The organism is Leptospira abararensis (genome assembly GCF_016918735.1).
Classification (GTDB): Bacteria; Spirochaetota; Leptospiria; order Leptospirales; family Leptospiraceae; genus Leptospira_A; species Leptospira_A abararensis.
In genome coordinates this window covers 1-16583 of record NZ_JAFFPR010000003.1, presented here as the reverse complement: position 1 = coordinate 16583, position 16583 = coordinate 1, and the positions used below count along the sequence as shown (strand labels likewise).

Annotated in this window: 14 protein-coding genes and 1 pseudogene; 12 read left to right on the top strand and 3 right to left on the bottom strand. The window is 35.8% G+C overall.

Annotated features, from left to right (window positions below; translation table 11 throughout):
• The first annotated feature begins 62 nt into the window (after window positions 1-62).
• From JWG40_RS00085 to JWG40_RS00045, 10 genes and pseudogenes are all read left to right on the top strand, one after another.
• On the top strand, window positions 63-1862 hold the full coding sequence (locus JWG40_RS00085; protein ID WP_232369060.1) for a sensor histidine kinase: 1800 nt from the start codon (window positions 63-65) through the stop codon (window positions 1860-1862).
• A gap of 1 nt (window position 1863) precedes the next feature.
• The gene (locus tag JWG40_RS00080) at window positions 1864-2622 is read left to right on the top strand and encodes a response regulator transcription factor (protein WP_205283853.1); all 759 of its coding nucleotides are present in this window, start codon (window positions 1864-1866) and stop codon (window positions 2620-2622) included.
• A 203-nt stretch (window positions 2623-2825) separates the two neighbouring features.
• Window positions 2826-3842 (top strand): hypothetical protein, encoded by a 1017-nt coding sequence (locus JWG40_RS00075; RefSeq protein ID WP_205283851.1) that lies wholly within the window; start codon window positions 2826-2828, stop codon window positions 3840-3842.
• A 116-nt stretch (window positions 3843-3958) separates the two neighbouring features.
• A pseudogene (locus JWG40_RS20120) lies at window positions 3959-4080 on the top strand (helix-turn-helix domain-containing protein); the annotation flags it as partial.
• 310 nt (window positions 4081-4390) lie between these two features.
• Window positions 4391-5680: an ATP-binding protein gene (locus tag JWG40_RS00070; RefSeq protein WP_232369059.1), complete on the top strand. Its 1290-nt coding sequence runs from the start codon at window positions 4391-4393 to the stop codon at window positions 5678-5680.
• 72 nt (window positions 5681-5752) lie between these two features.
• Entirely contained in the window at window positions 5753-6277 is a 525-nt protein-coding gene (locus JWG40_RS00065; RefSeq protein WP_205283850.1) for a chemotaxis protein CheW, read from the top strand.
• Between the two features lie 23 nt (window positions 6278-6300).
• Window positions 6301-7821 carry a HAMP domain-containing methyl-accepting chemotaxis protein gene (locus JWG40_RS20115; protein ID WP_205283849.1) on the top strand — a complete coding sequence of 507 codons (1521 nt, stop codon included), beginning with the start codon at window positions 6301-6303 and terminating at the stop codon, window positions 7819-7821.
• A gap of 8 nt (window positions 7822-7829) precedes the next feature.
• The gene (locus JWG40_RS00055; RefSeq protein ID WP_205283848.1) at window positions 7830-9683 is read left to right on the top strand and encodes a chemotaxis protein CheA; all 1854 of its coding nucleotides are present in this window, start codon (window positions 7830-7832) and stop codon (window positions 9681-9683) included.
• A complete protein-coding gene (locus JWG40_RS00050) occupies window positions 9683-10714 on the top strand; it encodes a protein-glutamate methylesterase/protein-glutamine glutaminase (RefSeq protein WP_205283847.1) in 1032 nt (343 codons plus the stop codon). The genes JWG40_RS00055 and JWG40_RS00050 overlap by 1 nt, the downstream gene beginning before the upstream one ends.
• 15 nt (window positions 10715-10729) lie before the next feature.
• On the top strand, window positions 10730-11098 hold the full coding sequence (locus tag JWG40_RS00045) for a response regulator (RefSeq protein ID WP_205283846.1): 369 nt from the start codon (window positions 10730-10732) through the stop codon (window positions 11096-11098).
• Between the two features lie 48 nt (window positions 11099-11146).
• On the opposite strand, the gene JWG40_RS00040 is transcribed toward JWG40_RS00045, so the two are convergent.
• The 3 genes from JWG40_RS00040 to JWG40_RS00030 all read right to left on the bottom strand — a co-directional run bounded on the left by JWG40_RS00040 (window position 11147) and on the right by JWG40_RS00030 (window position 15356).
• Window positions 11147-11674 (bottom strand): chemotaxis protein CheD, encoded by a 528-nt coding sequence (locus tag JWG40_RS00040; RefSeq protein ID WP_232369058.1) that lies wholly within the window; start codon window positions 11672-11674, stop codon window positions 11147-11149.
• Between the two features lie 295 nt (window positions 11675-11969).
• Window positions 11970-13424: a RecQ family ATP-dependent DNA helicase gene (locus JWG40_RS00035; protein WP_205283879.1), complete on the bottom strand. Its 1455-nt coding sequence runs from the start codon at window positions 13422-13424 to the stop codon at window positions 11970-11972.
• Window positions 13425-13481: 57 nt separating this feature from the next.
• On the bottom strand, window positions 13482-15356 hold the full coding sequence (locus JWG40_RS00030; protein ID WP_205283843.1) for an AMP-binding protein: 1875 nt from the start codon (window positions 15354-15356) through the stop codon (window positions 13482-13484).
• A 248-nt stretch (window positions 15357-15604) separates the two neighbouring features.
• Here JWG40_RS00030 and JWG40_RS00025 point away from each other — a divergent pair, with 248 nt between their 5' ends.
• On the top strand, window positions 15605-15766 hold the full coding sequence (locus JWG40_RS00025) for a hypothetical protein (protein WP_205283842.1): 162 nt from the start codon (window positions 15605-15607) through the stop codon (window positions 15764-15766).
• Window positions 15767-15868: 102 nt separating this feature from the next.
• Window positions 15869-16444 (top strand): WG repeat-containing protein, encoded by a 576-nt coding sequence (locus JWG40_RS00020; RefSeq protein WP_205283841.1) that lies wholly within the window; start codon window positions 15869-15871, stop codon window positions 16442-16444.
• Window positions 16445-16583: the final 139 nt, after the last annotated feature.

Sequence of the window (16583 nt, the reverse complement as noted above, 5' to 3'; positions counted from 1 at the left end):
TGCTCATAACATGCCAAAACAATACACCAAACAATCATTTACCGAAGGCTATTGACGGGAAAATGGTTCTAAACGAAGCCATGTTTCAAAACCAAACTTCGATTAAGTTAGATGGGGAATGGGAATTTTATTACCAAAGGCTTTTGAGTTCAGAAGATTTTAAAAATAACAATTCATTATTAAAAAAAGAATTAATTACACTTCCTGGATTCTGGAATGAGATCAAAACTGAAGGGAGATTCTATTCAGCACAAAGTTATAGCACCTTTCGATTACACCTTATCCTTCCAAATTCTTTAACAAATGGTCAATATTCTTTCTATATCCCACATGCATTCACTACCTATCGGATGTATTTAGATGGAAATTTGATATCTGAAAACGGTGTCGTTGGTATTTCAGAAAAAGAAACCAACGAGTATTGGTTGCCCAAGATAGTTTTTTTTACACCTAGTTCGGAAACCACAGAAATTATCATCCAAGTGGCAAATTATAAATCTCTAAATGCAGGTTTTCGACAGAGCATAGAAATAGACAAACAAGAATCGATGCTACGAACCAAACAAATTCGACTAGCACTAGATATTTTTTTAATCGCAAGTTTATTTGTCATTTCTCTCTATCATTTCACACTCTTTCTATTACGAAAAAATGACCAAAGCCTGTTTTACTTTTCCATGTATGCTTTTGTGAGTTTGGTTTACAAACTAACAAGTGGAGAATTCTTTTTAGTGATCCTTTTCCCCGATTTTGAATGGAGATGGCTAATTAAGATTTTTTTCCTTTCCGTTTATTTGACTTTTCCTTTTTTATTAAGCTTCATTGGCAAAGTTTTTCCGAATGAAATAAGTAAAATTCCCTACTATGCCTTCCAAATTCTATTTTTTTCCTTTTCAATTTTTGTTTTATCTTCGGAATCCACATGGATAGAAGAAACATTATTCCCCGCTGAAATTGCTATGTTATTTTGCTGTATTTATATCTTTTGTATTTTATCCAAAGCTCTTGTCAAAAAAAGAGAAAGCGCGGCTGGTTTTTTATTTGGATTTCTATTTTTATTTCTAGCTGTCCTGAACGACATTTTATTTGAAAAAAACATTATTAAAACAGAAATATACGGGCCGCTCGGTACATTTGTTTTATTCTTTTCACAATCATTTTTTCTTTCCAAGAAACATTCAAAACTAAATTTAATAGTAGAGAAACAAAAAGAAGAATTAGAACAATCTGTTTTATTGAAAGATAAAATTTACCATACAAACATTCATTCCAAGAGAATGGAATTGGAACTCTATAAAAAATCAATCCAACCACATTTTTTAATGAACTCACTCTCTGCGATTCGCTATTGGGTTTCCGAAAGTCCCGAAAAATCGGCATCGATCCTAGACTCTCTTGTCGGAGAGCTGCGCATTATCCTCAAAGTAGCATCGAAACAATTAATTCCTATCGGTGACGAAATTGATTTATGCAGATACCATATAGGAGTAATGAAGATGCGGATGGAAAAAGAATATAAATTCAAAACAATTGGCATTGATAATAACGAACTCATCCCTCCTCTTATTTTTCATACGCTAATTGAAAACGCTTTCACTCACGAAGATTCTCCCAATGCAAAACTAAATTTTGGAATCTTTAAAAAAAATATCGCACAAGATGAGAAATTATTTTCTCTCTATTGTTTTATTGTATATAACCACCACAAAGAAAAGGAATCAAACCCGCCAAAGAGTGGATCAGGGACTGGCCTTGAATATGTTAGGCTCCGTTTGGAGGAGTCGTATTCAGGGAAGTGGTCCTTAACTCATGGAAAATCAAAAAAAGGATACAGAGTCTTGATTCTGATTCAAAAAAATTAAGATGAAAATATTGATTTTAGAAGACGAACCGGTTCACGCCAAATACTTAACGAAGTTATTAAATACATTTTCTGGTTTTTCCATTGATGAAATCAAACATGTTTCCTCTATCGAGGAAGCGGAGATTCAGTTAAAAGGATCGCCAATCAATTTATTTTTCCTGGATCTTAATATTTTTGGATCTGATGGTTTTGAAATTTTAGATAGAATTCCAACAACAACCGTAAATACCATTGTTGTTTCAGCCAATACAGACAATGCCATTCGCGCTTTCGAATATGGCGTTATTGACTTCATCGCAAAACCGGTATCTGAAGATAGATTACGATTGGCTTTGGAAAGGCACTCTCTTTTCGCAAGCACCTACCAGAGAACAGGCGAAATTCAAAACAACACAAAATCTCGTTTGTTACAAGTAGATCTGGATCGACTACAAAACCGATTGTCCCATCTTATGGAAGTTGAAAAAATCTATCTCAACGAAGATCTTTCCCTCGAAGTTTTAGCTGAAGAACTTGAGTTACACCCACGACAACTTTCGGAATTTTTAAATGGGAAAAAACAAACTAGTTTTAATTCTTTTTTGCATAGTTACCGGATCAGGGAAGCAAAAGACCTACTGATCAAATATCCGGAAAAAAATGTAAGTGATATTGGTTTTGAAGTTGGCTATAAATCGCTCTCTAGTTTCTATGATGCCTTTAAAAAAGAACTTAAAATCACAGCTTCCGAATTTAGACAAAAAACATCCCTTTCTTAATCAACATACTAAAGAAATTTAAAAAAACTTTTGTAGCGAATTTCTTTAGTTCCTTTGCCCAACGAATCAATTTCTATTCCGTTCAGAAAAAAACCTATTCAATTCCCTCCTGATTCCCGTCCCAGGAAGACACCAACTCCAAAACGAATTAGAATATTAAAGAATCCGAATAGGATGATTCCTTTGGTTTAGGAGATTCTTTAATGTTTAAGAAAATAATAGCAGCTTCAAGTTGGTTGCGCGTTCAAAAATATAAATCGATGGAACAGATGTTTTATGTATCCTTCCTTTATCTCTTTCTTTTTTTCTCTCTACTATTTATTAGTTGTGGAGAAGAAAAAAAAGGTTCAGACCCATCAGCTGCCTTTGGTTTATTAGGACTTGCGTCTGGAGGCCAACCCAGTTCAGAATCCAATGACGGAAACCTAGATGGGGTGTTGCCACCGATCCCACCAGTCGTAGGTCCACCGGCATTACCTGGACAACCTTTAAATGCTCCGATTTTGAACGACCCCCAAACCCAAATTAACAATGCACCAGTGACAGAAGATCAGTATGGGATTTATGGTCGAATCTTAATTAATAACATTAGCTTTCAACAGCCTGTCCATAACCAAACAACGATTACAGCTTATATTGGAAAAAGAAATATGAAAATAGAACAAGATGGAACCGTAGTGAATGCGACAAACTATCATACATTAACTCCGGCAACTCCAAATACAGGTGGAATTATCTGGTTTAGTTTTATCCATCGTTCCAATATAAAACAAAAATTAATCCTAGTTGCTAGAAATGAATTTGGATCTTCTTCCAAAGAAATCAATTTTTCTCATAATCGAGACTGTATTGGCGCTCCGTTAGTTCCTACAGTCATTGGAGATTGTGATGACCATTGTATAGAAACTTCCAACGTAGCTGGAGAGTTGAAATTCGAAGCTAAATACAAACATGGGGATAACTTAGTTTATCTTCAACTTGATATCAATGGCACCTCCCCAAGGACTGGTTTAAATCTTTTAGATTTTGCTGAATTCTACTACAGTTGGGACAATCCTCTGGATCCACCACTTCCACAAGGAGTAAGTTCAATTTCAACAAACCTAAATTCCTATGGTAGAGATTATACATGTATGGACTTACAAAGTTTTATAGTAAAAGACGATGAAACCGGAAACTTTGATACTCGGTATTTAACCGGTCGAATTAGATTGGAATAAAAAATCAGAAAAGGGAATCAAGCGCTTAAGCCTGGAATTTCAAACCAATTTCAGGTTATTTTTTTACTAGTTTCATAAATATAATGCACTAACGAATCAAATCCCAATCCGTTCAGAAAAAAAATAACAGTGATATAGGATTTGAAGTTGGATATCAATCACTTTCTAGTTTTTCCAAGCTTTCAAAAAAGAGCTCAAAATCACGGCTTCCAAATTTATAGCAAAAACAAATAACTAAATATCTTTGAACCGACCAATCTGTTCTTCGAATCGATCACAGCATCCCCTGAAAGACTCAAAACATTAGTACAACAACGTAATGAATGCAATTTTTTAACTAGATTCAAATAAAACATTCGTAAATACTTATATTCTACATTGTCTTTACAACTTTAACTCTAAAAAAATAATGCCTTTCAAGCGAAGGAAAGAGAATCGGATTAAGATCAAATTTGTAGACATACGACATAGTATTGAGCTCATCTTCGATCTGTATTTATGCTTTTTTTTCATACAACCTCTTGTATTTATTCGTGATTATGTTATAAATGAAAGCCGTTCCCAACGGATTCAATTTGGGGTTAGCAGGAAAAATGGCAGGGATGTCTACAGAAATCACATTAAAAGAATTTGCAAATGCCTTATTTTCTTCTCTTCCTGATGGAAACTATGTTCTCCTTTCGGAAAGTGGCCTGATACTGGAGGCCTTTGCTTCGAAAGCAAATCCATGGGGGATCGATCAAGAGAGCATTGGAAAATCATTTCATGATTTGCTTCCTGAATCCTTGGAAACATTAACAGAAACTTTTTCGCAAGTAATCAAATCAAGAACTTCTTTTACTGCACGATATTCATTCCCTAAATTTCAATTGGTGATCAAACTTGCACCTTGCTCATTGCCGACTCAGTCTGAAGTCTTTATCTTATTTTCTGCTCTAGAAATAGAAGAAGAAGCAGACAGAGATTTATCGGAAGTGGAAAGATCCGTTGTTCAATATGAAGAAAACTTGCACAAAGAAATTATCAAAATCTTCAATTGGAGACACGAAATTGAAGGCAAAGGTAATCATAGAGATTGGATGGAAAAAGCCCTCCCTAATCTAAACACATCTTTAATGCAAGGATCAGGATTAGGAGCCCTTGTCACTACAGTTGGTTCTTTACTTCGAAAAGCAAAAAAAGACGGGAACCATCATATCATTCCATCGACCCTCTATGAATTGTTAGAAGAAAGTTTCAGTAGCACTAAAAAATTAGTTCAAACATTAGCAGAAGCACAGATTGTATTTGAAGGTAGCGCAGCAAAAACAGAAACAACTACGCTAAAAGACTTTCGCAACATGATTCAAGAGGAAGTTACATACCTTTCTGATATGACTGCTATTAAAAATCAAAGATTCCATATATCAAATTTACAAACTGGCCTTGAGGGCAAGTTTCACTGCCATTTTAAACTTTTACAAACTGCGATTAGAGAACTTCTAATTAATGCGATGAAATATGGTCCCGAAAGCTCAAGTATTTATATTCTTTTTATGAAAGCAGGTGAAAAACTCTCGCTAAAAATTTTAAATGCGCCTATGGATCATTCAATCCAACAAATTAATTTCAAAAAATCCGAAGAGATCATATTGTTCCAACCTTTTTATCGCGTAAACAAATATGTGGACGAACGTTTTTCCAAGGAAGAATTTGGATTGGGTCTTGGATTACCTATCGTTAAAAAAATATTAGAAGATATGAACGCAAAAATATACTTCAATGTTTTGGATTCCAATATTTATAACGATCAATCATCTGAAGTTTCAGTTACGTTAGAGTTCGATATTGTTCCATAAGTTGAAACAATTCTATTTTTTTATTTACATAGATTTTAATATACAATTCTTCGCTAACACAAAGGTGAGAAAATGAATAACCTAGAAATGGAACCCTTGTCCGATGAAAACGACGACTATGATGACGAAGATACTTTAGACGGGCGTTACCTTATCTTCTCTCTCGCTGACCGAAGTTATGGAATAGAAATCAAATTTATCACAGAAATTGTTGGTATGCAAAACATTACTGAAATTCCAGATATGCCAACCTTTATCAAAGGTGTAATCAATCTTAGAGGAAAAGTGATAGCGCTGATTGATGTTCGTGATCGATTTCGTATGCAATCGATAGGATACAACGACAGAACTTGTGTGATCATTCTCAGCGTGAACCAACAATTGATAGGCCTTATCGTCGATACAGTTAAAGAAGTAATTAAAATTGCTCCCAATAACATGGAAGACGCACCAAAATTTGGGGAACATCAAGGGAATCAGTTCATTAAATCCATAGCGAAGGTTAGCGATGATGTAAAAGTACTATTAAATATTGAAAAACTACTCAAAGACGAAGACAAACTCGCATTAGATGCAGCAATTAGTAGCCAATCTTAAAAGATAAAAGAAGGAAAAAAAATATGTTAAATTTAAAATCTATGACAGTAAAAGGAAAATTGATCCTCGGGTTCAGTTTGCTAATCTTTTTTATCGGAATTGGAACAGGATCAGGCATTTACAGCGTTAATATTTTTAACAACAAAGTCACTGATTTAGTTTTAATTTATTCACCAAAAGTACAACTCTCCGAAAAAATTAGAACTAAGTTCATATGGTTAGCTCGAAACGAGAAAAACTTAATCCTTGATCAGACAATGGAGCTAATGAACCAAAGGCTGACAGCAAGGAAAAAATATGCAAGCGAGCTCTTCGATTACATTAAGGATTTAGAGAAACTAGGAAACCAAAAAGATAAAGAAAAATTAGCTGAATTAAAGGCAGCCTATGACGATTATGCTGCAGCATTCGAAGAAGTTAAGGTCGTTGCGCTAAAAAATTTAACACAACAAGCTCAAGATATATCAAGTATAAAAGGTCGCCCAGCAGCAGATAAATTTGATGCCATTGCAGATGACATTGCCGGAATGGCAGCGGCAGATATGGACGAAGCCAATAAACTAACAGATGAATACTACCAAGGGATATTTATTTTTATGGTAGGTCTTTTTCTAGTATCGGCGTTGGTTTCAATACTGATTGCTGCTTGGATTATTGTAAGCATTACAAAGGCACTAAACTCAGCTGTGGAAATTGCAACTACTGTGTCCACTGCAGCTGAACAAGTTTCCTCCACTGCTTATTCACTGAGCCAAGGAGCAAGCGAACAAGCGGCATCAATTGAAGAATCAACCGCATCTATCGAAGAAATGTCATCCTCGGTGACTCAAAATTCGCAAGCAGCGACAGAAACAAATGAAATTGCATCAAAATCGGCAAAAGAAACAACCAAAGGTAGAGAGTCCGTATTCAAAACATTGGATGCAATGAAAAATATTTCTTCCAAAATCAAAATCATTGAAGAAATCGCCTACCAAACCAATTTACTCGCATTGAATGCTGCGATAGAAGCAGCACGTGCGGGTAAACATGGAAAAGGTTTTGCGGTAGTTGCAGATGAAGTCAGAAAATTAGCTGAAAGAAGCCAAGTAGCCGCTCAAGAAATTAATCAACTATCGTTTAACAGTGTTTCGCTTGCGGAAGAAGCAGGAAGAGTCATCGAAGAAATTGTACCTAGTATCAGTAAAACTGCGGAATTAGTTTCCTCTATTGCAGACGCATCAAGAGAACAATCTTCTGGTATCAATCAAATTTCATTGGCAATGACTCAGATGGACCAGACTACACAAATTGCAGCCTCTTCTTCAGAAGAATTGGCAGCAACTTCCAATGAACTTAAAGAACAATCGGGTCACCTAATGGAAATTATGGGAACTCTCGTAAAAGTTGACCAAGAAAAAATTAATTTGGCGAAACAAAAGAAGAATATTACGAACAAACCAGGTGATCTTAAAAACATTGCAGCTGAATTTGGGAAAAATAATAAAACTTCAAATGGTTATGGTTCGGGAAACGAACATAACTCTCTGACTGAAAAATTCTGAGATAAGTTATGGGAAGAGAACAACTCTTACTCGACTTCATCCCTGAAGGTTTTGAGCTCATTGAGGTTTGCGAATCAGCAATCCTATCCATAGAGGACATCAATGAGCAATCAGGTGAATATGATGAAGATCTGATCAATAACCTATTTCGAGCTGTTCATACCTTTAAAGGTTCAACAGGATTACTAAAGTTAGAAAGTTTAGTGAAGATATCTCATGAAGCAGAGACTTTAATGGATATTCTACGCAAAGAAAAAAAACTTCCTAGTGAAGATATTTGCCAAGTGCTAATCAATACCTGCGATCAGCTACGAAGACTTCTACATAAAGTAGATGAAACAAAATCAAATCCTGAGTTAGATGATGAGTCAGAAGCAATCATTGAAGTTTTAAAACGAGAGATTAAACAACTACAATCTGAAACTCTCGATGCAAAAATAGAAATTGTAAACCCAGTAAAGAAGAAAAGTTTCGAAATCTTTGGTGAGGATGAATCAAAAGCAGAACCAACAATTACGAAAAAAAAACCTGCATTTGAAATTTTCAGCGATTCACAAAATTCCTCATTTAACGAATCAAAAAATACAAGCGATCAAATTATTGCAGAACAAAAAAATACCGAAATACTAAAAATAGGCAAAAAACAATCAGATGATAAAGAGCCTACTGGTGCTCCAGCAACCATTCAGAAAAAAGAAATCAAAGTAGCTAATGACAAATTGGATGCCCTGATGGATTTAGTGGGAGAGTTAGTGATTGCTGAATCGAATGTTACACAACATCCTCTCCTTAAATCCCTAAGGAACGAAGACTTTAATTCGTCAATCAATCGACTCCATAAAATTGTATTAGATTTACAAGAGGTAGCTTTATCCACTAGAATGATACCCATTAGTGGCGTTTTTCAAAAGATGTCACGTTTGGTGAGGGATCTTCAAAAGAAAGCCAGCAAAAAAGTGGCTTTGTATATCAGCGGAGAGGAGACAGAGATCGATAAATCTATCGTTGATTTAATTGCTGATCCAATCATTCATATTCTGAGAAACTCTATTGACCATGGAATCGAAACTACAGAAGAACGCATGTTATCTGGAAAAGCAGAAGTTGGTACCATCCAACTTAGTGCAAGACAATCAGTCAATGAAGTGTGGGTGATGATTCGTGATGATGGTCGTGGACTTAATCGAGAAAAAATAATACAAAAATCTTTAGAGCGTGGGATCCTAAGCGGTGAGACCGAACACCTATCAGACCAAGAAGTTTACAATCTAATTTTTGTACCTGGTTTATCCACTGCAGATGCAGTCACTGACATATCAGGTCGAGGTGTCGGTATGGATATTGTCCGCCAAAATATCGAGAAAATGGGCGGGAAAATCGAAATCCACAGCCGTTTGCATAAAGGCACTAGTTTTATTCTAAGGATTCCTCTTTCTCTGGGGATTATGGAAGGAACCGTAGTTCGCATTGGTAAAAAGTTTTTCACAATACAAACCATCGAACTGAGAGAATTTGTTAGTCTTCGAGAAAAAGAAGAGATCCCTCTCGAAGATAACCAGAAAGTTATCGATGTTCGGGGAACTTTTATCCCTATATTTGACATCAACCAAATTCTTAATCATAGAGAAGAAATTGTTTATGAAGGTGTTGATCCACTTATGATCGTTCTCGAATATGAAAAGAATTTATTAGGTATTCGAGTCGATGAAATCGTAGGAAATCAAAATGTAGTAATCAAACCATTACAAGGAATTTTAGAAGAAGCAAATGGGGTTAATGGTTTCACAATTCTTGGCAGTGGGAACGTAAGTTTAATTTTAGACGTTAAATCAATTTTCCAGAAAATGCATAGAAACGAATAATGATTAAACTACTAATTGTTGACGACCAAAATGTAGTACGGAACGTACTTTCGGAAATGTTTTCCAAAGACAAAACAATACAAGTTGTTGGCACTGCTTCTAATGCTTTGGAAGCAAAAAGACTGGTTCCACAACTTCGGCCAGATGTGATTAGTTTGGATATTGATATGCCTGGAATGACAGGTATTGAATTTTTAGACTGGCTTATGCCAAATTTCCCCACTCCGGTGATTATGTTAAGTACCTACACCGTCACCGGTGCTAATGCAACCATTCAAGCTCTCCAACGTGGTGCGATGGATTTTGTAAAAAAACCGGATGGTACTGAGTCAGACTTCCTTAGAATGTTGGAAGAGTTAACATTTAAAATCAAAAAACTCGGACTTCTCTCAAAACCCAAACAATATGTTACTCCTGCAGTTACCCCTAAACTTATAGGACTCAAGGGGAAACATACAAATATTAAATTGATTGCCATCGGAGCCTCTACCGGTGGAACCCAAGCACTAGATTTTATCTTACATCAATTACCGAATGACCTCCCTCCAATTGTAGTTGTACAACATATGCCCGAACATTTCACAACTTTATTTGCGCAGCGGTTAAATCAAACTACAGGACTGCCAGTAAAAGAAGCGGCACACGGAGATATACTGGAGATTGGTCATGTTTATCTGGCACCGGGTGACCAACATTTACTTGTTCGTCGCCTGGCAGGAAGGTATTATTTGGAATTAGAAGTATTTGATAAAGTAAGTGGACATCGTCCTTCTGTAGATGTTTTATTCAACTCCATTTCACAAGGAAAAATGAGTAACAATTGTTTAGCTATTTTGTTAACAGGGATGGGAAGAGACGGAGCGGTAGGCTTAAAAGGGATAAAAGATACAGGCGGAAAAACAATTGGCCAAGATGAAGAATCAAGTGTAGTTTACGGAATGCCAAAGGAAGCTTTTTTATTAGGAGCCGTAGAAAAACAAGTGAGCCTTTCAACTATCCCCAATGTTATATTACAAATTTTAGAATCATAATGGAGATTTAAAAAAATGTCAAAAAAAATATTACTATGTGACGATGCACCAACTGCGCTTAAACTCATGGAAATGGTGCTTGGAGATGAAGGTTATGAAATCTTCAAAGCAGAAAATGCAGAACAAGCTATGAAAAGCCTCGAACTAAATGGCCCTTTCGATGGATGTGTTTTTGATGTCAATATGCCTGGCAAAAATGGAATAGAGTTGTCTCGTGATTTTTTGGCTCATCCGAAAGGAACTGGGGCAAACATTTTAATCGTATCCACAGAATCCAGTGATCATTTACGGCAAGCAGGGAAAGATGCAGGTGTGAAAGCATGGATTGTCAAACCATTTGATGATGAAGATTTAATCGAAGTATTAAAGCGAATTACTGGATAAGATAAAATTGTCACTCCCAAACTCACTTTAGAGAATGGGGTAGAGAGTTTAAAAAGTAAATACAGATGTTTTTTTAACCATTCTTTCTCTAACCTTAGTTTCAAAGTGGCGTTCTTGTGTTAAAATTTCAGTAGATAGGTTCGGTTGTAGTTTTGTGATGAAAACATCAAAGCTATCCGTATGAAAAACTAGTTTTCGGTATAATTCACCACCTGTGTCTTCGCTTATGATTGGAATTTTTTCCGTCTGTAAAAAATCTTTAACAAACATTATATTCTTTGGGCCAGCATTATTTGTTGTATGTTTTAGTGTTTGTGAGCCACCAAAAATTTTCGCCTTTAATTTGTTCCTGGGAATATTCAATTTAACAAATTCGTTAATCAATAATTCCATAGAAGTAATTCCATATCTCAAACTTTGTTTTTCCTCTAATTTACCGACACTGCCAGGCAAAAGGATATGATTGATTGCACTATGATTTGTATTTTCATGAAACAAACATACCGAAACACAAGAACCCAAAATTGTACGAATTTCATATACCCCCGAAGTAAAATATGCTTCGCCGATATTCAAATACACTTTCTGCTTCATTACTTAGCGACCGATCCAATGGGAAAAAGTTGAATTCACTCTAATTCTTACTATCCATTGTAACCGATTTTCTAAAATAAAACAAGGGATCCCAATCGAATAAATCGATCCAAAGGTTGGATACTTCATGTAATCACCGCCAAGATCTGGCTCAATGAAAAGGTTTTTTCTAGAAAAAATTTGTATTTGAATTTTTTCAGCGGAAAGATGATGAAGAAAAAAGTTCCTCGTGAAATTCAATTAACGAAAATGGAAAAGTTAAGCAATATTCAGAAAGCTAAGGATTTTGACTTGTTAAACATAAATCACAATACCCACACCCATTAAATTCAGAATCAAAATATTCGTGGATAAACTTTCTTCGACAATCAAGAGCCTTCGTATACATCAAGGTTTGATACAACTGCTTTTGATTCTCTTTTTTTTTATCCAATAATTCTGATTCTGAAAAAATTGAATCCGCCCATTCAGATTCAATCTGCAATGTTCCTCTATCTAACTCCCCTGAAATCAAACCTTTGTTTGTAAGTAAGTTGAGAGCTGTTTGAATGCGATGGTCCCCTTTGTTTTTATAAGTCATAAAGGATTGCAAAGTTCCATAATCCAATCCAGATAATTCATTTTGTTTTTGCCAAAGAAAACTAAAGAGTTTTTTCAAATAAGATCTATCTGGATTTTGCCATTCTATAAATTCCATTTGCACAGCAAGATCATCTTGGCAATAATACAGTTTACAATCAGATGGATCTCCATCCCTTCCGGCACGACCAATTTCTTGATAATAAGATTCTATACTTCCCGGAATTTGTGCATGATAAACATTGCGAATATTAGGTTTATCGATTCCCATTCCAAAAGCATTGGTAGCAAGTAAAATCGCAGCCTCTGATTTAAGAAACAAAGACTGTATTTTATTTCTTTGTTCAGGAGAGAGTTTTCCATGATAAACCAAGTGTCTTTTCTTTTTAGTATCCAACCAGTGACTGAATTTTTCTAATTCCTGGATCAAACTAAAATAAATAATAGTAGCCCCTTTTGTATTCTCTAAGTCATCAAACATTGAATTGTATTTCGATTCTGTATCAAAACAATCGATAACAGATAATTTCAAATTTGGACGAAACAGACCATCATCAAAAATTCGAATTTCATCCTTAGGAATCCCAATTTGCGAGATGATATCAGCCTGAACCCTTTTGGATGCAGTGGCCGTGAGAGCGATCGTTGTTGGGAATCCCAATACCTCGCGGAACCATGATATTTTTGTATAATCAGGCCGAAAGTCATGACCCCATTGACTGATACAATGCGCTTCATCAATTGCAAGCAGAGATACAGTTTGACTTTTCAAAGCATCCAAAAATTCTTTTTTCTGAAACCTTTCTGGTGAAACATAAACAATTTTATATTCACCAAATTTTAGTTTAGCATAACGCAGGGTTCGTTCTGACTTTCCTAAACTGGAATTGATAAAATCGGCAGAAACGCCTTTTCTTTGTAATGCGGCCACCTGGTCTTTCATAAGTGCAATGAGGGGAGAAATCACAATACAAATTCCAGGAAAATGTAAGGCAGGAATTTGGTAACATAACGACTTCCCCATTCCCGTTGGCATAAGAACAAGAGAATTCCCACCAGCAAGACTATGTTGGATGATGGTCTCCTGTTTTCCCCGAAACGCAGAGATACCGAAAATATTTTTGGTGATACTAAGATCCAAAGAAAATTCCATAATCTTGGTTTGCTTCAAATTGATAAGGAGTTCCCCTTTTAAGATCTATCAAAATAATTATTCTAGGATTTTTTGCCTAACAGCATTCATCACTTCCTCAAGTATGGAAGGATCATCAATAGTTGATGGAATGGAGTATGTTTCACCATCAATCATCTTTCGCATTGTTTTACGAAGGATCTTTCCTGAACGAGTTTTTGGAAGCCTTTTTACAAATATAACCGATTTTAAGGAAGCAATGGCTCCAATCTTTTCTCGGATTCTATGTGTTAAATCGGATTCAATTGCTTTTTGGTCGATGAGGTTTCCATCTTTACATACAACAATCGCTAAGGGGACTTGCCCTTTGATCTCATCTGCAATCCCAATCACAGCTGATTCTGCTATCGATGGATTTTCAGCCACTATTTCTTCCATCTCTCCTGTAGAAAGCCTATGACCTGCAACATTAATCACATCATCAATTCGGCCCAAAATAAATAGATACCCATCTTCATCAAAGTAACCGCCATCACCAGTTAAATAATAGCCAGGGTAATGCGAAAGATAAGAGGATTCAAAATTAGCATGGTCGTTCCAAAGAGTTGGCAAACATCCCGGCGGTAACGGAAGTTTAATCACAATATTTCCCTTTTCTCCTTGTTTTAGCTCATGTCCTTCTTCATCAAGAATCCGAACATCAAAGCCTTTCACCGGTTTTGTCGCCGAACCTGCCTTAGCTGGAATTGGAGATGCGCCCATCATGTTAGCAGCAATCGCCCAGCCAGTTTCTGTTTGCCACCAGTGATCCACGACTGGAACTTTCAGAAGTTCACATGCCCAGTCATAAGTGACAGGATCTGTTCTTTCTCCAGCTAAGAATAAGTATTTAAGAGAAGATATATTGTATTTGGATAACTCATTCCCTTCCGGATCTTCTTTACGAATAGCCCTAAATGCTGTAGGGGCACAAAACAAAGTTTTTACTTTGTATTCTTCAATGAGCCGATAAAACGCTCCCGCATCAGGGGTCCTTACCGGCTTTCCTTCATATAATACTGTGGTACAACCATAAATTAAGGGAGCGTATACAATATAAGAATGTCCTACGACCCATCCCACATCAGATGCAGCAAAAAAAACATCGCCAGGTTTCATATCATAAATGACTTCCATCGAGTAATGCATAGCTACCGCATGGCCACCATTATCACGTACAACTCCTTTTGGTTTTCCCGTTGTTCCCGAAGTATAGAGTATGTACAAAGGATCAGTAGCTGAAACAGGAACTGACTTCTTTTTACCTGCTGTTTCCATTAGTTCATCCCAATCAAAATCTCTACCTGTATGCATGATCACTTCTAAATTAGGGCGAGACTTGAGAATCACATAATCTGGTTTGTGAGTCGATAAATGCATTGCTTCATCTAACAATGGCTTGTAAGGTATAATTTTACTAATTTCAACACCATATGATGAGGTAATCACGATTTTAGGCCGACAATCTTCTAACCTAACAGCAAGTTCATGAGGAGCAAACCCACCAAAAACAACAGAATGCACTGCCCCGATTCTTGCACAAGCTAACATGGAAATCAGTGCTTCCGGGATCATGGGCATATAGATAACCACGGTATCTCCCTTTTTTATACCCAAGGAATCTAAAATGAAGGCCATTTTTTCGACTGATTCTAAAAGTTCGCGGTAGGATAATTTAGCCTTTGATTTTGTTACTGGAGAATCGTAGATGATAGCAATCTCTTCTCCTTTACCTGATTCAACATGTTGGTCCAAAGCTGAATAAGATGTATTTAATATTCCATCAGGGAACCAATGCTTGAGCCCATCTTCACTAAGTCCATAGGCGATACTTGGTTTTTTCTGCCACGGGATTCGATCAACCAGTGACATCCAAAACTTCATTATTTCTTCGTTGTGAACCAGTTGTTCCATTTTATCACATCCTAATTATTGATAAGATGTAAATTGTTAGCAAATCCCAACTACAAATTTTTATTGAACTATCAAAAACAAACAAATTACAAATGATGATTATACTTCTAATTAAATAAGAAATCACTCATACATTAATAATATAAACAACCTCCTTACACTGATCGAACATTTTAATTTTTAGAATCAATCCAAAGAAGTTGACATTTACATATTGCACCCTACAATAAAGAACCTTAGGAGTTACGATGAAACTCAAGTTTTCTAGAGTCATTTTGATTTGTATTTTTTTTACGCTAACTGTATCCATTTCTGCGCAAAAAGGAATCTCGGTCACTGGTTTTTATGATACGAACAGCGCAAGTGTAAGAGGAACAACTAAAGGAAACACATTTAACGGTGTTTGGTGATCTTTCACTTTTACCCATTTATCATTAGACAATTTGACCAATTCTGGTCCTCTTAAGTCTAATTGTCGCCGTGTATTTTCTAATTTTTAATCAGTAGGTTTTATGAAACTATTTTTCATATTTTTAGTGTCGATCACTCCCCTTGTTGCCAAAACCAATCTTCCCATTGCATTTGAAGAAAATGGATTTTATGGTTATAAAAATAAATCTGGCAAAATCACCATCAAACCCCAATACCAGCAGGCAATGGATTTCACAAAAGAAGGAATTAGTTTTGTCGTTTCCAATAACAAATGGGTTTGTATTGATACAAAGAACCAGTTACTTTTACAAGTTTATATTTATGATAATGGTCCAGATTATTATTCAGAAAAACTAGCTCGTTTTGTAGAAAACAAAAAATTTGGCTTTTTTGATTCTCATTGTAAAAAACAAATTCCCGCTAATTATGATTTTGTTTATCCCTTTGAAAACGGGCACTCCATTGTATGTAATGGATGCGAATCAAAGTTAAATGGTGAGCACAGCACAATTGTAGGTGGGAAGTATGGACTAATCAATAAAAAAGGAAAGATCATTATCCCTCCAGAATATGATTCTATAGACTCTATAAATTTCAAAAAGAAAACTGCAATCGTTACCGATAACAAAACAAAAACAACCTTCAAATTTAAGTAGGGATTTGAAATGCCGATACGAATGACAGATGATGACAAAGAGCCAGAAAAAACAGAATGACATCCTAGTTTAGAATGGGTGTAACTGAATTTTAAAATAGGACTTCCACTAATACTCTCATCATTCTCTCAAACAAAAC